Source organism: Acidovorax carolinensis, assembly GCF_002157145.1.
Lineage (GTDB): Bacteria > Pseudomonadota > Gammaproteobacteria > Burkholderiales > Burkholderiaceae_C > Acidovorax > Acidovorax carolinensis.
Genome location: NZ_CP021361.1, coordinates 3,191,054 through 3,208,348, shown reverse-complemented (window position 1 = coordinate 3,208,348; position 17,295 = coordinate 3,191,054). Strand labels below are relative to the sequence as shown.

General features: G+C 64.4%; 17 protein-coding genes. 7 read left to right on the top strand and 10 right to left on the bottom strand.

The window, feature by feature from the left end; all coding sequences use genetic code 11:
* Positions 1-67: 67 nt before the first annotated feature.
* A complete protein-coding gene (locus CBP34_RS14965; RefSeq protein ID WP_094098499.1) occupies positions 68-1,321 on the top strand; it encodes a lipoprotein-releasing ABC transporter permease subunit in 1,254 nt (417 codons plus the stop codon).
* A gap of 16 nt (positions 1,322-1,337) precedes the next feature.
* Positions 1,338-2,048, top strand: coding sequence for a lipoprotein-releasing ABC transporter ATP-binding protein LolD (gene lolD / locus CBP34_RS14960; protein WP_094098498.1), 711 nt, complete (start codon positions 1,338-1,340; stop codon positions 2,046-2,048).
* Between the two features lie 37 nt (positions 2,049-2,085).
* On the opposite strand, the gene lspA is transcribed toward lolD, so the two are convergent.
* From lspA to CBP34_RS14945, 3 genes are all read right to left on the bottom strand, one after another.
* Entirely contained in the window at positions 2,086-2,595 is a 510-nt protein-coding gene (gene lspA, locus CBP34_RS14955) for a signal peptidase II (protein ID WP_094098497.1), read from the bottom strand.
* Positions 2,595-5,459: an isoleucine--tRNA ligase gene (gene ileS, locus CBP34_RS14950; protein ID WP_094098496.1), complete on the bottom strand. Its 2,865-nt coding sequence runs from the start codon at positions 5,457-5,459 to the stop codon at positions 2,595-2,597. Before ileS ends, lspA begins: the two co-directional genes overlap by 1 nt.
* 107 nt (positions 5,460-5,566) lie before the next feature.
* A complete protein-coding gene (locus CBP34_RS14945; protein WP_094098495.1) occupies positions 5,567-6,616 on the bottom strand; it encodes a bifunctional riboflavin kinase/FAD synthetase in 1,050 nt (349 codons plus the stop codon).
* Between the two features lie 256 nt (positions 6,617-6,872).
* On the opposite strand from CBP34_RS14945, the gene CBP34_RS14940 reads away from it, so the two are divergent.
* Positions 6,873-7,430 (top strand): HNH endonuclease, encoded by a 558-nt coding sequence (locus tag CBP34_RS14940; RefSeq protein WP_086913143.1) that lies wholly within the window; start codon positions 6,873-6,875, stop codon positions 7,428-7,430.
* Positions 7,431-7,552: 122 nt separating this feature from the next.
* On the top strand, positions 7,553-8,494 hold the full coding sequence (locus tag CBP34_RS14935; RefSeq protein WP_094098494.1) for a bestrophin family protein: 942 nt from the start codon (positions 7,553-7,555) through the stop codon (positions 8,492-8,494).
* Positions 8,495-8,564: 70 nt separating this feature from the next.
* Here the strand turns inward: CBP34_RS14935 and CBP34_RS14930 are convergent, their stop codons facing one another.
* The 3 genes from CBP34_RS14930 to CBP34_RS14920 form a co-directional block, all read right to left on the bottom strand.
* Entirely contained in the window at positions 8,565-9,680 is a 1,116-nt protein-coding gene (locus CBP34_RS14930) for an acyl-CoA dehydrogenase family protein (protein WP_094098493.1), read from the bottom strand.
* A gap of 129 nt (positions 9,681-9,809) precedes the next feature.
* Positions 9,810-10,991, bottom strand: a complete 1,182-nt coding sequence (locus CBP34_RS14925; protein WP_094098492.1) for an acyl-CoA dehydrogenase family protein — start codon at positions 10,989-10,991, stop codon at positions 9,810-9,812.
* Positions 10,992-11,038: 47 nt separating this feature from the next.
* Complete coding sequence (locus CBP34_RS14920) at positions 11,039-11,722, bottom strand: YceH family protein (RefSeq protein ID WP_094098491.1); 684 nt, start codon at positions 11,720-11,722, stop codon at positions 11,039-11,041.
* A gap of 24 nt (positions 11,723-11,746) precedes the next feature.
* Between CBP34_RS14920 and purN the strand changes: the two genes are divergently transcribed.
* Positions 11,747-12,340, top strand: a complete 594-nt coding sequence (purN, locus tag CBP34_RS14915) for a phosphoribosylglycinamide formyltransferase (protein WP_094098490.1) — start codon at positions 11,747-11,749, stop codon at positions 12,338-12,340.
* Between the two features lie 100 nt (positions 12,341-12,440).
* On the opposite strand, the gene CBP34_RS14910 is transcribed toward purN, so the two are convergent.
* Both CBP34_RS14910 and CBP34_RS14905 read right to left on the bottom strand, forming a co-directional pair.
* Positions 12,441-13,469, bottom strand: a complete 1,029-nt coding sequence (locus tag CBP34_RS14910) for an IS30 family transposase (protein WP_094097883.1) — start codon at positions 13,467-13,469, stop codon at positions 12,441-12,443.
* A 68-nt stretch (positions 13,470-13,537) separates the two neighbouring features.
* The gene (locus tag CBP34_RS14905) at positions 13,538-13,798 is read right to left on the bottom strand and encodes a DUF1653 domain-containing protein (protein ID WP_086927953.1); all 261 of its coding nucleotides are present in this window, start codon (positions 13,796-13,798) and stop codon (positions 13,538-13,540) included.
* Between the two features lie 187 nt (positions 13,799-13,985).
* Here CBP34_RS14905 and CBP34_RS14900 point away from each other — a divergent pair, with 187 nt between their 5' ends.
* Positions 13,986-15,260: an RsmB/NOP family class I SAM-dependent RNA methyltransferase gene (locus CBP34_RS14900; protein WP_094098489.1), complete on the top strand. Its 1,275-nt coding sequence runs from the start codon at positions 13,986-13,988 to the stop codon at positions 15,258-15,260.
* An 84-nt stretch (positions 15,261-15,344) separates the two neighbouring features.
* Positions 15,345-16,559 carry a DesA family fatty acid desaturase gene (locus CBP34_RS14895; RefSeq protein WP_094098488.1) on the top strand — a complete coding sequence of 405 codons (1,215 nt, stop codon included), beginning with the start codon at positions 15,345-15,347 and terminating at the stop codon, positions 16,557-16,559.
* A 175-nt stretch (positions 16,560-16,734) separates the two neighbouring features.
* Here CBP34_RS14895 and rpmG read toward each other — a convergent pair whose 3' ends face one another.
* Complete coding sequence (rpmG, locus tag CBP34_RS14890) at positions 16,735-16,905, bottom strand: 50S ribosomal protein L33 (RefSeq protein WP_008904999.1); 171 nt, start codon at positions 16,903-16,905, stop codon at positions 16,735-16,737.
* A gap of 11 nt (positions 16,906-16,916) precedes the next feature.
* The gene (rpmB, locus tag CBP34_RS14885) at positions 16,917-17,150 is read right to left on the bottom strand and encodes a 50S ribosomal protein L28 (protein ID WP_086927950.1); all 234 of its coding nucleotides are present in this window, start codon (positions 17,148-17,150) and stop codon (positions 16,917-16,919) included.
* Positions 17,151-17,295 lie beyond the last annotated feature (145 nt).

The following is a 17,295-nucleotide window of genomic DNA, read 5'->3' as shown; positions in this document are numbered from 1 at the left end:
CGGGATGCCACAATCTGCCCGGCCCTCGCCAGCATTTCGCTGGGTGCGGGCACTTCTTTCCTTATCCATGCAAATTCCCTACGAACTGGCCCTGGGCTGGCGCTACACGCGCGCGGGCCGCGCCACGCGGCGCAACGGCTTCATCTCGTTCATCTCGGGCGTGTCCATGCTGGGCATTGCGCTGGGGGTGGCGGCGCTCATCATCGTGCTCAGTGTGATGAACGGCTTTCAGAAAGAGGTGCGCGATCGCATGCTCAGCGTGGTCTCGCACATCGAGATTTTTGCGCCCCAGGGCGCGGCCCTGCCCGATGTGGCGCGCACGCTGGCCGAGGCCCGGCAAAACCCCAACGTGATCGGCGCCGCGCCCTTTGTGGGTGCACAGGCCCTGCTGGCGCGTGGCGAGGACATGAAGGGCACGCTGGTGCGCGGCATCGACCCGGCGCTCGAAGGCGCGGTGACTGACCTGGCTGCCACCAACGAACAGACGCTCAAACTGCTGGTGCCTGGCGAGTTCCGCGTGGTGCTGGGCGGCGAGCTGGCCCGCGCCCTGGGCGTGCGCGCGGGCGATGCCGTGACGCTGATCGCGCCCGCCGGGCAGGTCACGCCGGCCGGCGTGGTGCCGCGCCTCAAGCAGATGACGGTGGTGGGCACGTTCGACTCGGGGCACTATGAATACGACTCGGCGCTGGTGCTGCTGCACCACGAGGATGCGCAGCGCATCTTCCGCCTCGAAGGCCCCACGGGCATTCGCCTCAAGCTCAAGGACCTGCACCAGGCGCGCGAGGTGACCCGGCAACTGGCAGGCAGCCTGAGCGACCGGCTACTGATCCGCGACTGGACGCAACAGAACCGCACCTGGTTCGCCGCCGTGCAGCTCGAAAAACGCATGATGTTCATCATCCTCACGCTGATCGTGGCCGTGGCCGCGTTCAACCTGGTGAGCACGCTGGTGATGACGGTGACCGACAAGCGCGCCGACATCGCCATCCTGCGCACACTGGGCGCCAGCCCCAAAAGCATCATGGGCATTTTTGTGGTGCAGGGCGCCATGGTGGGCGTGATCGGCACGATGTCGGGCCTGCTGCTGGGCCTGGCCATTGCCAGCAACATCGACGTGATCGTGCCCGCCATCGAGCGCGCGCTCAATGCCAGCTTTCTGCCGCAGGACATCTACCTCATCAGCAAGATGCCCAGCGAGCCGCAAAGCAGCGACATCGTGCCCATCACGGTCATCTCGCTCGTGCTGGCCTTCGTGGCCACGCTCTACCCCAGCTGGCGCGCCAGCCGTGTGAACCCTGCCGAGGCCCTGCGCTATGAGTAATGAAGCTATGAGCGCAATGAATACAAGCGCTCCGGGTCAAAATGCCTTGAAAAATGACGTGGTGCTACAGGCCAAGGGCCTGACCAAGCGCTTCACCGAAGGCCGCCTGGATGTGACCGTGCTGCACGGTGTCGATCTGCAGATCCATGCCGGCGAAACGCTGGCCATTGTCGGCGCCTCGGGTTCGGGCAAGAGCACCTTGCTGCACCTGCTGGGCGGGCTGGATGCGCCTACCTCGGGCACGGTGCGCCTGAAGGGTGAGGAGATGTCGGCGCTGTCGGCCGAGCGCCAGGGCCAGCTGCGCAACCAGCACCTGGGCTTTATCTACCAGTTCCACCACCTGCTGCCCGAATTCAGCGCGCTCGACAACGTGGCCATGCCGCTGCGCATTCGCCGCCTGCCGCTGGCGCAATGCCGTGCCGAGGCCGAGCGGGTGCTGACATCGGTAGGGCTCAAGGAACGCCTGATGCACCGCCCGGCCGAATTGTCGGGTGGCGAGCGCCAGCGCGTAGCCATTGCACGGGCGCTGGTGACGCGGCCCGCCTGTGTGCTGGCCGACGAGCCCACCGGCAACCTCGACCGCAGCACGGCCGATGGCGTGTTTGACCTGATGCTGCAGCTGGCGCGCGACCAGGGCACCGCGTTTGTGATGGTGACGCACGACGGATCCCTGGCCGCCCGCTGCGACCGCGTGGTGCGTCTGGTGGCGGGGCGCCTGGGGGATTGACGGAGCCATTGGCCTTGTGGCCAGTGGCGGGGGGGCTTCAGCGTGCGTTTCTCACGCGCAGCAACTCGTCCAGGATCAGGCAGACTGCCCCGACGGTGATGGCTGCGTCGGCGATGTTGAACGCCGGAAAATACCAGCCGGCGTAGTGAAACTGCAGGAAGTCCACCACATAGCCGTGCATCAGCCGGTCCACCACGTTGCCCACGGCACCCCCGAGGATGCTGGACAGCGCAAAGCAGAACAGCTTTTGCCCCGGGTGCGCGCGCAGCTGCCAGACGATGAACACCGTGGCGGCCACGCCGATGCCCGTGAACAGCCAGCGCTGCCAGCCGCCCGCGTCGGCCAGAAACGAGAAGGCTGCACCCGTGTTGTGCGCCCGCACGATGTTGAAAAAGCTGGTGATGGTGGTGGCGTCGCCCAGCCGGTAGTACCCCAGGATCAGCGTCTTGGTGAACTGGTCGGCCATCAGGATGATGACCGCCCAGGCCAGCCAGGGCCACAGGTTGGCGCCCGATCCGCGCACGAGCGAGGTGGTGCCCCGGGCCATCAGGCCACCTTGCGGTTTTCGCCGCTGCCAAACAGGTTGCTGGTGCAGCGCCCGCACAGCGTGGGGTGGGCCGCATTGTGGCCCACGTCGTCGCGGTAGTGCCAGCAGCGCTCGCATTTGGCGTCCGAACTGGCTCTGGCGCTTACCTGTAAAGCGTTTCCAGCTATTAATTCGATAGTAGATGTGATGAAGACGAACTTCAGGTCGTCACCCAGGCTGGCGAGCAGGGCGTGGTCTTCGGGTGCTGCCGTCAGCGTGACGCGGGCCTGCAGCGACGAGCCCACCTGGCCGGTGGCGCGCAGTGCCTCGATGTCCTTGTTGACGGCGTCGCGGATCTCGCGGATGCGGCTCCACTTGGCCAGCAGGCCGTCGTCGCTCTGGCCCAGGGCCGAGAAGGTTTCCAGGAAGATCGACTCGGAGTTGCCAAAGATCTTCCACGCCTCTTCGGCGGTGAACGAGAGGAACGGCGCCATCCAGCGCAGCATGGCGTGCGTGATCTGGTGCAGCGCGGTCTGGGCGCTGCGCCGCGCCAGGCTTTTGGGGGCTGTGGTGTACAGGCGGTCCTTGAGCACGTCGAGGTAAAAACCGCCCAGGTCTTCCGAGCAATACAGCTGCAGCTTGGCGACCACGGGGTGGAACTCGTACACGCGGTAATGGGACAGGATGTTTTCCTGGAACTGCGCGGCGCGCACCAGCGCGTAGCGGTCGATCTCCAGCATCTGCTCGAACGGCACGGCATCCTTGGCCGGGTCGAAATCGCTCACGTTGGCCAGCAAGAAACGCAGCGTGTTGCGGATGCGGCGGTAGGCATCGACCACGCGCGCCAGGATCTTGTCGTCAATGGCCAGGTCGCCCGAGTAGTCGGTGGCAGCGCACCACAGGCGGATGATTTCGGCGCCGAGCTTGCCGCTCACCTCTTGCGGCGAGACGGTGTTGCCCAGCGACTTGCTCATCTTCTTGCCCTGGCCGTCCACGGTGAACCCGTGCGTGAGCAGCCCGCGGTAAGGCGCGCGGCCATAGATGGCGCTGGCCAGCAGCAGTGAGCTGTGGAACCAGCCGCGGTGCTGGTCGTGGCCTTCGAGGTACAGGTCGGCCTCGGGGCCCTCATCGTGGTGCATGGTGCCGTGCGTGCCGCGCATCACATGCCAGAAGGTGGAGCCCGAGTCGAACCAAACTTCGAGGATGTCGGTGCTCTTGGTGTAGTGCACGGCATCCTCGGCGCCCAGAATCTCTTCGGCCGTCATGCGGCTCCAGGCCTCGATGCCGCCTTGCTCGACGATGGAAGCGGCCTGGTCGATGATCTCCATGGTGCGCGGGTGCAGCTCGCCCGAATCCTTGTGCAGGAAAAAGGGCAGGGGCACGCCCCAGCTGCGCTGGCGCGAGATGCACCAGTCGGGCCGGCCGGCGATCATGTCGCGCAGGCGCGATTTGCCGTTCTCGGGGTAGAAGTGCGTCTGCTCGATGGCGGCCAGCGCCGTCTGGCGCAGCGTGCCGGGGGCTTTGTCGGTGGTGAAGACGCCTTCGCCTTCGTCCATGCGCACGAACCACTGGGCAGCGGCGCGGTAGATCACGGGCGTCTTGTGGCGCCAGCAGTGCGGGTAGCTGTGCGTGATGGTGGTGGTGCCCAGCAGGCGGCCGGCGGCCTGCAGCGCCTCGATGATGATGGGGCAGGCCTTCCAGATGTTGAGCCCGCCGAACAGCGCCAGCGATTCGTCGTAGCGGCCGTTGCCCAGCACCGGGTTGAGGATGTCGTCGTACTGCATGCCGTGCGCCACGCAGGAGTTGAAATCCTCTACGCCATAGGCGGGTGACGAGTGCACGATACCTGTGCCGTCGGTGGCCGTGGCGTATTCGGCCAGGTACACGGGCGACAGGCGGCGGTAGCCCGCGTCCACATCGTGCAGCGGGTGCTCGAATTCGATGCCGGCGAGTTTTTCGCCCTGGGCTACGGCCAGCACCTGGCCTTGCAGGTTCCAGCGCTGCAGGCAGGACTCGACCAGCGTTTCGGCCACGATCAGCAGGCCGCGCTCGGTATCGACCAGCGCATAGGGCAGGTCGGGGTTGAGGTTCAGCGCCTGGTTGGCTGGAATGGTCCAGGCGGTCGTGGTCCAGATGACGGCGAAGGCGTCTTTGGTCAGGCTACCGGAGGGGCCTTCCAGTCCCTGCAGGCCGAAGGCGGCGGCCAGGCGGGCGGGGTCGTGCGCCTTGAATGCCACATCCAGCGTCTGGCTCTTCTTGTCCTGGTATTCGATCTCGAACTCGGCCAGCGACGAGCCGCAGTCAAAGCACCAGTACACGGGCTTGAGGCCACGGTACACGTAGCCGCGCTCCATCACGCGCTTCAAGGCGCGCAGCTCGCCCGCCTCGTTGGCGTAGTTCATGGTCTTGTAGGGGTTGTCCCATTCGCCCAGCACACCGAGGCGCTTGAAGTCCTGCATCTGCTGCGCGATCTGCTCGGTAGCAAACGCCCGGCTTTTGGCCTGCATTTCGTCACGCGGCAGGTTGCGGCCGTGCAGTTTTTCGATGGCGTTTTCGATCGGCAGGCCATGGCAATCCCAGCCGGGCACGTAGAGCGCGTCGAAGCCTTCGAGCTGGCGCGCCTTGGTGATCATGTCCTTGAGGATCTTGTTCACCGCGTGGCCGATGTGCAGCTGCCCGTTGGCGTAGGGCGGGCCGTCGTGCAGGATGAACTTGGGCTTGCCGCAGCGCGCGTCGCGCAGTTTTTTGTAGATGCCCTGGTCTTCCCACTCCTTGACCCAGCCCGGCTCGCGCTTGGGCAGATCGCCGCGCATCGGAAACGGCGTGTCGGGCAGGTTCAGCGTGCTGCGGTAATCGGTGGGTGCGGGACTGGCGTTGTCGGACATGGGTGAGCCTTAAAGCGGGGCATTGCGGGACGGGCCCGGGTCAAAACGGGAAGAGGGCACGAGGGGCGAAGGGGTCGCCCGAGCAGGCGCTGCGCAGGGCAGCCACCTCAAATTCGGTCGCGCGTGGTCTGGCGCCGGGTCTCGGTATCGGAGGGGGCGTGGGCCGAGGCAAAGTAGGCACGTGCATCGGCGCAGTCTTTGGCAATGCCCGCCGTCAGGGCATCGAGACCGTCGTATTTGAGCTCGTCGTGCAGTTTGTGCAGCAGTTCCACGCGGATGATTTTACCGTACGCCCCTTCGGGCCCCAGATCGGCGGGCCAGGTCAGGCAATGGGTTTCGAGTAGCACGCGGCCGCCGTTCACATCATTCGGATCGAGCGAGGGACGCACGCCCAGGTTGGCAACACCCGGCAGCGGGGCATCACCGAGGCCGTGCACCAGTACGGCAAAAATGCCGCTGGCGGCGGGTTTCCAGTGGGCAAAGCGCAGGTTCAGGGTGCGAAAACCGTCGCCAGCGTCGGCGCTGCTGGCGCCCAGCGCGCGCCCCAGTTTGCGTCCATGCACCACATGGCCGCTGATGGTGTAGGGCCGGCCCAGCAGTCGCGCAGCGGCTTCCATATCGCCCGCAGCCAGGGCATCACGCACGGCGGAGCTGGAGACGCGCAGCCCGTGCACCTCGTAACTGTTCATGCGCGCCACGTCGAACCTGTGCGCCGGTCCGGCGGCGTCGAGCATGGCGTAGTCGCCCGCCCGCTGCGCGCCAAAGCGGAAATCGTCGCCCACCAGCACATAGCGCGCGCCCAGGCCGCGCACCAGCACCTCGTCGATGAAGGCTTGGGGCGACTGGGCGGCCAGCCGGGCGTCGAACGGCAGCACCACGGTCTGCTGCACGCCGCAGCGTTTGAGCTCGGTGAGCTTGTCGCGCAGCGTGCCGATGCGGGCCGGGGCCAGATCGGGCTTGTGGTGCACGCCCGCGAAATAGTCGCGCGGATGGGGCTCGAAGGTCAGCACGCAGCTTTCCACGCCCCGGTGCGCCGCTTCGCTGTTCAGCAAGGCCAGCATGGCCTGGTGGCCCCGGTGCACGCCGTCGAAATTGCCAATGGTAAGCGCGCAGGCGCGGGCGATGCCCGGGTGGTGAAAGCCGCGAAAAATCTTCATCGGTTTGATATTGTTTTGATAGCAGCTTGCGCTGATGCATCAAGCGCAAGACGCCAATTTGTCACGAAAACGGAGTATATTGTGACCCATGGCTTGCCCTGCGCAGGGCTGCCCGCGAGACATCTGCGTTCAGAATCCTTTAGGACTTGCGCAAATCGGGATGCAACAACTGCCCTTTCCCAGGGGCGAGCCACTTGCCAGAGTCCTGTTTTGCGTAAGTCATGTCCTTGTGTACTTTTGTTCCAGGAGGCGTGTTTTGAAGGTCTTGAAGCTGTCAGCCCAAGGGCTGCCCCAATCGTGGATCACGTTGGAGCAGGCGGTGATTCACTATGCCGCCGGGGAGGTGCGCTGGGAGTCGGGCGGACAGATCGCCCGTTTCCGGGGCGGCTACAGCGCCATCACCGGCGAGCAATCGGTGATTGCCGTCAACAGCATCATCGGCACCCGCGGCGTGCCGGGCATCAACCCCTTCGATCTCAAGCCCAGCCTTACCAACAGCAAGCTGTTTGCGCGCGACCGCAACGTGTGCGCCTATTGTGGCGGCCATTTCCACGAAGAAGACCTCACGCGCGAGCACATCGTGCCTTTTGCGCGCAACGGGCAGAACCACTGGATGAACGTGGTCACCGCCTGCCGCCCCTGCAACCACCGCAAGGGCCCGCGCACGCCCGAGCAGGCCCACATGCCGCTGCTGTATGCGCCCTATGTGCCCAGCTTGTGGGAAGACTTCATCCTGCGCAACCGGCGCATCCTGGCCGACCAGATGGAGTTTTTGATGGCCCATGTGCCCAAATCGTCGCGCTTGCTGGTCTGACGGGGATGTCGTCTGGCGCAGTGCCTCCGCTTGCTGGTTGCTCGATTTTTGCGGCGCGCACTGCCTTCTTCCCGGGCAGATTGGCTGTGGTCCAATAAGGGTTTTCCCTAGGGCTTTTTGGCATGATCGTTCGTGAGCGCCCCTCCGGGCTGCGGTTGTTTCTGGTGCTGCGCGGCTCGGTGCTGCAGCGTATCCGCCTCACCCTGCTGCTCAATATCCTGCTGGCGACGCTGGTCACCCTGATGCACGGCAACCTGTTCTCGCTCAAGATCACGCTGACCGCCATTCCCTTCACCCTGATCGGCCTGCCGCTGGCGATTTTTCTGGGCTTTCGCAACACCACCGCCTACGACCGCTATTGGGAAGGGCGCAAGCTGTGGGGCGAGATCGTGCACCGCACCCGCACGCTGTCGCGCCAGTGCCAGGGCCTGATTGACCTGCCTGCGCCGCTGGATGCTGCTCGGCGTGACGACGATGCGCGGGTGCGCATGGTGCACCGGGCCATTGCGTTCGTGCATGCGCTGCGGCTGCAACTGCGCGATCAGCGCGATGATGCGGTGCTGCAGCGCTGGCTGACTGCCGCCGAGTTCGAAAAGGCGCGCAGCACCTCGAACCCCGCCGACACGCTCATGCTGCACATGGGGCGCGACCTGGGCGAATGCGTGCGCCAGGGGCAGATCGAGCCCTGCCTGGCAGCGTCGGTGGATGCCACGCTGTCGTCCCTGACCGCGTCTGCCGCATCCTGCGAGCGCATCAAGAACACGCCCGTGCCGTTTTCCTACACCTTGCTGCTGCACCGCACGGCCTACATGTACTGTTTTTTGCTGCCCTTCGGCCTGGTGGACACCACGGGGTTCATGACGCCCTTCGTGGTCGGCATCGTGGCCTACACCTTCTTCGGCCTGGATGCGCTGGGCGACGAGATCGAGGAACCCTTTGGCCTCGAAAGCAACGACCTGCCGCTCGACACCTTGTGCCGGGCCATCGAGATCAACCTGCGGGAATCGCTGGGCGAGAAAGACCTGCCGGCGCCGTTGCTGCCCGTGAATTTCCGCCTGACCTGAACGACGGGCAGCGGGCGCGGCAAAGAAAAACCGCCCGAGGGCGGTTTTTCTTTGGGCCAGACCTGCACCTTCAGGCAAACACGCCTGCGGTGTCCTGCATGCGGCTCGACACCTCACCCAGGTGGTGCAGCGTGTCGCCAAACGCCACTTCCAGTTGCGTGAGCTTCTTGAAATAGTGGCTCACGATGTACTCGTCGGTTACGCCGATGCCGCCATGCAGTTGCACGGCCTGCTGGCCCACAAAGCGCATCGACTGGCCCAGCTGCACCTTGGCGCGGGCCATGGCGCGGCGGCGCTCTTCGGCGGGCGCACCGAGCTTGAGGCTGGCGTAGTAGCTCATTGAGCGGGCGAGTTCGAGCTGCATCTTCATGTCAGCCACGCGGTGGCGCAGCGCCTGAAAGCTGGCAATGAACACACCGAACTGCTTGCGCTGGTTCATGTATTCGACGGTGATCGCCACGGTCTTGTCCATCACGCCCACGGCTTCCGCGCAGGTGGCCGCAATGCCGGTGTCCACGGCCAACTCCAGCGCGGCCAGGCCGTCGGTGGTGATGAGGGTTGCGGGGGCGCTGGCCAACTGCACCTCGGCGGCGCGGCTGCCGTCTTGCGTGACGTAGCCTTGGGTGGTCACGCCCGCAGCGGTGCGCTCGACCAGGAAAAGGGCGATCTGGCCATTGAGCTGTGCGGGCACGATGAAGGCATCGGCCTGGTCGCCAGCGGGAACTATGCTTTTAATAGCTGTTACCGCATACCCTGATTGGGCCTGCGTGGATTTTGCCTCGCAAACGTTCAGGCGGTAGCGCGCCTTGCGCTCTTGCTGGGCCAGCACCACCAGCGCCTCGCCGCTGGCCACGCGGGGCAGCCAGGCCGTTTGGATGGCAGCGGGGGCGAAGTGCGAGAGCACGGCACTGGCGATGAAGGCTTGTGCAATTGGCTCCAGCACGATGCCACGGCCCAGTTCTTCGGCCACCACCATGGCGTCGATGGCGCCCTGGCCCATGCCGTCGTGCGCTTCGGGCACGGTGAGGGCGGTCAGGCCCAGCTCAGCCAGCTCGCCCCAGGCGGTGCGGTCAAAACCGCCAGCCGCCACGGCGGCGCGGCGGCGCTCAAAGGTGTAGCCCTTGTCCACCCACTTGCGCACCGCGTCGCGCAGTTGTTCCTGGTCGTCAGAAAAATCGAAATCCATGTGTCTCTCCTTGTGCCGGTTGTGGCGCCATGGCGCCTTCTACAACCAGCGAAGCTCTAGCAGGAACCCCCTCCTGGAGGGGGCACGGGGGAGCAGTCCTGTCGTGCAACGCGCGGACTGTTTTCGGCGTCAGCCGAGAACAGTCTGAGCCACGATGTTGCGTTGGACCTCGTTCGAACCACCGTAGATGGTGGTCTTGCGCAGGTTGAAGTAGGTGGACGCCAGCGGTGCATTGGCAGTAACCCCACCGGGGAAGTTGCCCTGCCAGCCAGCCTCCATGGCTTCTTCGATGAAGGGCATGGCAAACGGGCCGGTGGCCAGCATCATCAGTTCGGCATAACGCTGCTGGATTTCGCTGCCCTTGATTTTGAGCAGGCCGGCAATGTCGAGCGAGTTCTTGCCCGATTTCTCGTTGGATAGCACGCGCAGCACCAGCATTTCCAGCGCCACGATGTCCACCTCCAGCAAGGCGATCTGGTCACGGAAGCGCTGGTCGTCCCAGACGCCCTCCTGCTTGGCGATGCGCTTGAGGCGCTCCAGTTCGCGCTTGCTGCGGTTCACGTCGGCGATGTTGGTGCGCTCGTGGCTCAGCAGGTGCTTGGCGTAGGTCCAACCCTTGTTCTCTTCGCCGATCAGGTTCTCGGCGGGCACTTCGACGTTGTCGAAGAACACTTCATTGACCTCGCACTCACCATCGAGCAGCTTGATGGGGCGCACGGTCACGCCCTTGGATTTCATGTCCAGCAGCAGGAAGGAAATGCCGGTTTGCGGTTTGCCCTCGGTGCTGGTGCGCACCAGGTTGAACATCCAGTCGCCGTACTGGCCCAGCGTGGTCCAGGTCTTCTGGCCGTTGACGATGTACTTGTTGCCCACGCGCTCGGCGCGGGTCTTGACGGAGGCCAGATCCGAGCCCGAGCCCGGTTCGCTGTAGCCCTGGCTCCACCACACTTCGCCGCTGGCGATGCCGGGCAAAAAGCGCTTTTGCTGCTCGGCATTGCCAAACGCCATGATCACCGGGGCCACCATCACGGGGCCGAACGGGATGATGCGCGGAGCGCCCGCCAGGGCGCACTCTTCTTCAAACAAATGCTTTTGCACGGCGGTCCAGCCGGGGCCGCCAAACTCCTTGGGCCAGCCAAAACCCAGCCAGCCTTTTTTGCCCAGAATCTTGGCCCAGCCCTGCATGTCTGCGCGGGTCAGGCGCAGGGCGTTGTGCACCTTGTGGGAAATTTCGGGGGGCAGATTGGCGTGAACCCATGCGCGAACTTCTTCGCGGAAGGCCTGCTCTTCGGGGGTGAATGCGAGATCCATGGGGTGTGTCTCCTAATGATTCCGTGTTTGTAGCACGGCCGTTCGTTTCAGTCCTGTCCGGGTGGTGACAAAGATGCGGGCGTGAGCCCCAGTTCAGCGCACAGGCGCCCCACAGTGGAACGCAGCTCGGCCACCTCGGCCTCCAGCGCCTCCACGCGGGCGGCCAGCGCAGGCGCGGCGCTTGCACTGGCTGCGGGTGCGCTGCTGGTATCCACCGGCCCACATAGCAGATGGGCCCAGCGCTGCTCGCGCGCGCCCGGCGCACGGGGCAGTTGCATGACCAGCGGGCCGCCTTTCTCGGCGCTGCGTTCCTGCAGTTCGTCGAGGAACGCTTCCACCGAGGAAATGTCGGCAAAGCGGTACCAGCGCTCGGCGTTGATGCGCAGCTCGCCGGCCGTCTGCGGGCCCCGCAGCATCAAGAGGCCCAGCAGCACGGCCGATTGCTCGGGCACGCCCACGCCGCGCTGGAAGTTGTGCTCCCAGCGCGTGGTGCGGTTGCCGCTGCTCTCGAACGCCAGCGACAGGAGCTTGAGCGAATCGAGCGCCTCCTGCGCATCGGCGTCGCTGATGGTCATCACCGGGTCGCGGCTGGTCTTCTGGTTGCAGCCGGTCAGCAGGCCGTTGAGCGACATGGGATAGCTGTCCGGCACCGTGCGGGCCTTCTCCATCAGCGTGGCAAGCACGCGGGCTTCGTTGGGGGTCAGGGGACGGGTGGCGGGGTCGAAGGGCATGGCTGGGATAATCCGAAGCAATTTATGAAGAACAACGTCAAGAACATCGTCATTCTGATCTCTGGCGGCGGCTCCAACATGGCCACCATCGTCAAGACCGCACAGCAAGAGAAATGGGATCAGCGCTACGGTGCCCGGGTAGCCGCCGTCATCAGCAACAAGCCCGATGCCGGGGGGCTGGCATTTGCACGAGAGCAAGGCATTGCCACCGCGGCGCTGGACCACAAGGCGTTTGCCAGCCGCGAGGCGTTTGATGCCGAACTGGCGGCCACCATCGACCGCCACCAGCCCGCCCTGGTGGTGCTGGCCGGGTTCATGCGCATCCTCACGCCGGGCTTTGTGGCGCATTACTCCGGGCGGCTGATCAACATCCACCCCTCGCTGCTGCCCGCGTTCACGGGGCTGCACACGCACCAGCGCGCCATTGATGCGGGCTGCAAGTTTGCGGGTGTCACCGTGCACCAGGTGACGGCGGAACTCGATGTGGGCCCGATCCTGGACCAGGCCGTGGTGCCCGTGCTGCCGGGCGACACGGCCGAGACGCTGGCGGCGCGCGTGCTCACGCAGGAACATGTGATCTTCCCGCGCGCCGTGCGGGCGCTGGTGCAGGCGCTCTGATCCTTTGCGTGGCGCCGCAGTGTGAGAGCGCTATTTAATTAATAGCTTCTGGCGCTTTATTCATAAGGGCGGATTCAAGTCCAAGTGCAACAAATATTCATTAATGCACTGAATCAGGCTGTTGTGTCAGCCGGGCCAAATGTTCGGCATAAACCTCAATGGGCTTGCTCCACCCCAGAGTCATCCTGGGGCGCCCATTGAGCTCATCGGCTACGGCATCCAGATACTCCTGGCTATAGCCGCTCAGATCAGTCCCCTTGGGGAAGTACTGCCGCAGCAATCCATTGGTGTTTTCGTTGGAGCCCCGCTGCCAGGGGCTGTAGGGGTCACAGAAGTACACCTTCATGCCCGTGTTCTCGGTGAGCTTGGCATGCTCTGCCATCTCACTGCCACGGTCATAGGTCAGGCTCTGGCGCATCGGGCTGGCAATGCCATTGAGCTTGTCGCTGAAGGCCTGCAGTACATGTGCCGCTGTCGCCGGGTTGGGGTGCGGCAGCTTGACCAGCACCACCAGGCGGGTCGTGCGCTCGACCAGCGTGCCAATGGCACTGGCATTGCCTTTGCCCTTGATGAGGTCGCCCTCCCAGTGCCCGGGCAACTGACGATCCTCAATCTCGGGTGGGCGCACATGGATGCTCAGCAGGTCGGTGATTTGCCCACGCCGATCCTCGCCTTTGGAGCGCGGCCAGCGCTTGGCGCGGGCCATGCGCAAGCAGGCCACCAGCTCCTTCTTGAGCTCTCCGCGGGGCTGGGCGTAGATGCAGGTGTAGATGCTCTCGTGGGACACTTGTTTGCGCTTGTTGTCAGGGTGCAGTTTCTTCAACTGCCCAGCGATTTGCTGGGGAGACCAGTGCCGGAGCAGATAGTCGCGAACGATCTTGAACAAAGGTCCATCGCGGTGCAGTTTGGGCTGGGGACGGGCAAAGCATCTGCGCCTGTCGCTGCGTTGCTGGGCGAACTTGGAGGTGTAGGCCTTGGCGCCCGCATTGCGTTGGCATTCCCGGCTGATGGTGCTCTTGCAGCGCCCCAAGGCCCGCGCTATGGCGCTGAGGCTTTGCTTTTGCTGAAGCCCCAAGGCGATCGCATGGCGTTCGCTCTCGCTCAACTGCTGGTAATTCTTCTTTGTCATCTTGACCTCAATTCTCGGTGTTGCACTTCGGAATTGAGGCCGCCAAGCGCTAGAGCCGGTTTTTACTCCTATTTTTCGCCAGGGTCGGCGCCTTCGCTGCACCTCTCAAACCGTGGGCGCAGCACGCCGTCGATAAGCACCTGTTCTTCAAACATGGCAGCCGGTCGCACCCACAGGCCCCGTTGGCCATAGAGCGCGCGGTACAGCGTCATGGGCTCCAGCGTCTCGCTGTGGCGCACCGTGTCGATTACCTGGTAGAGCATGCCCTTGTAGTGGCGGTACAGCCCAGGAGGCGTGTGGATGAGTGCGGGCAGGTCGTCGTCGGTCATGGTGGAAGGCGGGCGGTAAAAGCATTACGGAGGGGAGGCGAAGATTGTGCGCGCCTGGTGCCGTTGCAGCGAGCAGTCCCGCTGCTGGCAGCAGCAGCGCCTGCCAGCGTACCCGTGGCGGCCTTGCTGCGGGGCCGCGGTGGTGATGTGCAGGTCCGGATCGGGGTGTCGGTGGGACAATCGGGGCATGCACCCCAAAGTCCTTATCGATGCCTGTGCCGAACTCATCAGGCTCACCCTCACCTTTGAACACCCCGCCGACGCCGTGGTGTCGCGTTTCTTTCGCGACAACCGGGGCCTGGGGCCCCGCGAGCGCGCCACGCTGGCCGAGACGGTCTACACCGTGTTGCGCAAGAAACTGCTGTTTGACCACATGGCCCCCTCGGGCTCCGGCCCGAAAGAGCGGCGCCTGGCCATCCTGGGTTTCCATGGCCCGCGTGATTTTTTGCTCAGCGGCCTGACCGAGCAGGAAAAGAACTGGCTGGCCCAGTGTGATGCCGTCAAGCCCGATGACCTGATGGAACGCCATCGCCACAACCTGCCCGAGTGGCTGGTTCAGCCCCTCAAGGACCAGCTGGGGGCGGGTTTCTGGCCGCTGGCGGAGAGCCTGCTGCAAACGGCCCCGCTCGATCTGCGCGTCAACGCCTTGAAGGAAAAACGGGCGGATGTGCAGAAGGAGCTTGCGCAAGCAGCTATCAAGTCCGTAGCAACCCCTTATTCTCCCTGGGGCCTGCGCATCGATGGCAAGCCGGCGCTGACCAAGCTCGATGCGTTCACGCGCGGCGCCATCGAGGTGCAGGACGAAGGCTCGCAGCTGTTGGCCCTGCTGCTCGACGCCAAGCGCGGCGAGATGGTGGTGGATTTCTGTGCGGGCGCGGGCGGCAAGACGCTGGCCATTGGCGCCACCATGCGCAGCACCGGCCGCCTGTATGCGTTTGACGTGTCGGCCCACCGGCTCGATGCGCTCAAGCCCCGGCTGGCGCGCAGCGGCCTGTCGAACGTGCACCCCGCAGCCATCGCGCACGAACGCGACGAGCGCATAAAGCGTCTGGCGGGCAAGATCGACCGGGTGCTGGTGGATGCCCCCTGCTCGGGCCTGGGCACGCTGCGCCGCAATCCCGACCTCAAATGGCGCCAGTCAGCCAAGAGCGTGCAGGAGCTGGTGGTCAAACAAACGTCCATCCTCGACAGCGCCGCGCGCCTGCTCAAGCCGGGCGGTCGACTGGTGTATGCCACCTGCAGCATCCTGCCGCAGGAAAACGAGGCCATTGCCGAGGCGTTCAGTGCCGCGCACCCGGATTACGACCTGCTCGATGCCGGCGAATTGCTGGAGCAGCTGAAGGTGGCGGATGCCCGCAGCCTGTGCAGCGGCGGCGCCTCGGGCACTGGTTATCTGCGCCTGTGGCCCCATCTGCACCAGACGGATGGCTTTTTTGCAGCGGTCTGGGTTAAAAAGGCCTGAGATGACGCGGGCAGGGCGCGGCACTCCAACGCCAGCACCCCGCCGTGGTGAGGGATGATTCTTCTGTAGCAAGGTGATTTGACGATGCTGTTACCCGATTGGGCTGTCCTGAACGCCGCCATTGACTGGCTGGGCCATGGCTTGTGGCGCCTGACCTGGTGGCAGATCGTTGTGTACACGCTGGCAACCACCCACATCACCATTGCCGCGGTCACCATCTTTTTGCACCGCGCCCAGGCGCACCGTGCGCTGGATCTGCATGCCATTCCTGCGCATTTCTTTCGTTTCTGGCTGTGGATCGGCACCGGCATGGTCACCAAGGAATGGGTGGCCATCCACCGCAAGCACCACGCCAAATGCGAGACCGTGGACGATCCCCACAGCCCCCAGACGCGGGGCCTGGCTACTGTGATGTGGCGCGGCGCCGAGCTGTACCGCGCCGAGTCGACGAACATGGAGACGATCCAGAAGTTTGGCCACGGCACGCCCGATGACTGGATCGAGCGCAATCTGTACAGCCGCTTCAGCTGGCAGGGTGTAGCGCTCATGCTGATCCTGGATCTGGCCCTGTTCGGCGCGCTCGGTGCAGCCGTGTGGGCCGTGCAGATGGTCTGGATTCCGTTCTGGGCGGCCGGTGTGGTCAACGGCGTGGGCCACTACTGGGGCTACCGCAACTTCGAGGCGCACGACGCCAGCACCAATCTGTCGCCCTGGGGCATCATCATTGGCGGTGAAGAACTGCACAACAACCACCACACCTATCCCACATCGGCCAGGTTCTCGGTCAAGCCCTACGAGTTCGACATTGGCTGGGCCTACATCCGTCTGATGCAGGCGATCGGCTGGGCCACCGTCAAAAAGGTGCCGCCGAAACTGCAGATGGGTGAAGTCAAGCCGGTTGCCGATGAAAAGACGCTGGAGGCCCTGATCGCCAACCGCTACGAGGTCATGGCAGGCTACGCGCGCGGTGTGCGCCAGGCCTGCAAGGCCGAGATGGCCGCGTTGCAGGCGCGCCAGGCCGATGCGTCGGTGCTGCGGGCCGCCAGGCGCTGGCTGCACCGTGATGCGGAGAAGGTGCCTGCCGTCGCCTTGCCGCAGCTGGCCCAGGCGCGCGCTGCGTCTTCGGTGCTCGACACGATGATCACCATGCGCGAAGAACTGCGCCAGCTGTGGCTCAACACCTCGCACTCACGCGAGCAGCTCACGGCAGACCTGCAGGCCTGGTGCCGCCGGGCCGAGGACAGTGGCATTGCCGCGCTGCGTGATTTCTCGATGCGCTTGCGTGCTGCGCAGGGCTGATGGGAATCCTCGGCCTCGAGCGCTAATCTCCTTCATTGAGACACCCTTCACGCCCGCGGCTTGCAAAGGTCGCGGGCGTTTTTACGGGTGCGTCATCCCAGATGGATGGGCATGGGCATGAAAAAACCGCCCAACCTTGCGGCAGGGCGGTTTTTCCGAAAGGCCTGAGGCTGAATTACTTCAGCTTCATTTCCTTGTATTCCACATGCTTGCGAGCCTTGGGATCAAATTTCATGATCAGCATCTTCTCGGGCATGGTCTTCTTGTTCTTGGTCGTGGTGTAGAAGTGGCCGGTACCCGCAGTGGATTCCAGCTTGATTTTGTCGCGTCCGCCTTTGCTTGCCATGGTGTTTCTCCTTAAGCCTGGCCACGTGCGCGCAGGTCTGCGAGCACTGAATCAATACCGTTCTTGTCGATCAGACGCAGACCGGCGTTGGAGATGCGCAGGCGCACCCAACGGTTTTCGGTTTCGACCCAGAAACGGCGGTATTGCAGGTTCGGCAGGAACCGGCGCTTGGTTTTGTTGTTGGCGTGGGAAACATTGTTTCCGACCATGGGCTTCTTGCCCGTTACGTCGCAGACGCGTGCCATGAGGACACTCCGATACTTTTTAACGGCCGTTCGCTGGGCCCTGGGACTTGATTTCCCAGGTTGGCTTGCGGCCTCACCTCGCCAGAAAGGGTGGCGGTAACCCGATTTGCCTGTTTCGGAGGACCGCGAAAAACGGGCCGAATTC

Bases quoted from the DNA above. Each gene is read 5' to 3' on its own strand.
- CBP34_RS14965 (WP_094098499.1), top strand. From the start codon at position 68: ATGCAAATTCCCTACGAACTGGCCCTGGGCTGGCGCTACACGCGCGCG.
- lolD (WP_094098498.1), top strand. From the start codon at position 1,338: ATGAATACAAGCGCTCCGGGTCAAAATGCCTTGAAAAATGACGTGGTG.
- lspA (WP_094098497.1), bottom strand. From the start codon at position 2,595: ATGGCCCGGGGCACCACCTCGCTCGTGCGCGGATCGGGCGCCAACCTG.
- ileS (WP_094098496.1), bottom strand. From the start codon at position 5,459: ATGTCCGACAACGCCAGTCCCGCACCCACCGATTACCGCAGCACGCTG.
- CBP34_RS14945 (WP_094098495.1), bottom strand. From the start codon at position 6,616: ATGAAGATTTTTCGCGGCTTTCACCACCCGGGCATCGCCCGCGCCTGC.
- CBP34_RS14935 (WP_094098494.1), top strand. From the start codon at position 7,553: ATGATCGTTCGTGAGCGCCCCTCCGGGCTGCGGTTGTTTCTGGTGCTG.
- CBP34_RS14930 (WP_094098493.1), bottom strand. From the start codon at position 9,680: ATGGATTTCGATTTTTCTGACGACCAGGAACAACTGCGCGACGCGGTG.
- CBP34_RS14925 (WP_094098492.1), bottom strand. From the start codon at position 10,991: ATGGATCTCGCATTCACCCCCGAAGAGCAGGCCTTCCGCGAAGAAGTT.
- CBP34_RS14920 (WP_094098491.1), bottom strand. From the start codon at position 11,722: ATGCCCTTCGACCCCGCCACCCGTCCCCTGACCCCCAACGAAGCCCGC.
- purN (WP_094098490.1), top strand. From the start codon at position 11,747: ATGAAGAACAACGTCAAGAACATCGTCATTCTGATCTCTGGCGGCGGC.
- CBP34_RS14910 (WP_094097883.1), bottom strand. From the start codon at position 13,469: ATGACAAAGAAGAATTACCAGCAGTTGAGCGAGAGCGAACGCCATGCG.
- CBP34_RS14905 (WP_086927953.1), bottom strand. From the start codon at position 13,798: ATGACCGACGACGACCTGCCCGCACTCATCCACACGCCTCCTGGGCTG.
- CBP34_RS14900 (WP_094098489.1), top strand. From the start codon at position 13,986: ATGCACCCCAAAGTCCTTATCGATGCCTGTGCCGAACTCATCAGGCTC.
- CBP34_RS14895 (WP_094098488.1), top strand. From the start codon at position 15,345: ATGCTGTTACCCGATTGGGCTGTCCTGAACGCCGCCATTGACTGGCTG.
- rpmG (WP_008904999.1), bottom strand. From the start codon at position 16,905: ATGGCAAGCAAAGGCGGACGCGACAAAATCAAGCTGGAATCCACTGCG.
- rpmB (WP_086927950.1), bottom strand. From the start codon at position 17,150: ATGGCACGCGTCTGCGACGTAACGGGCAAGAAGCCCATGGTCGGAAAC.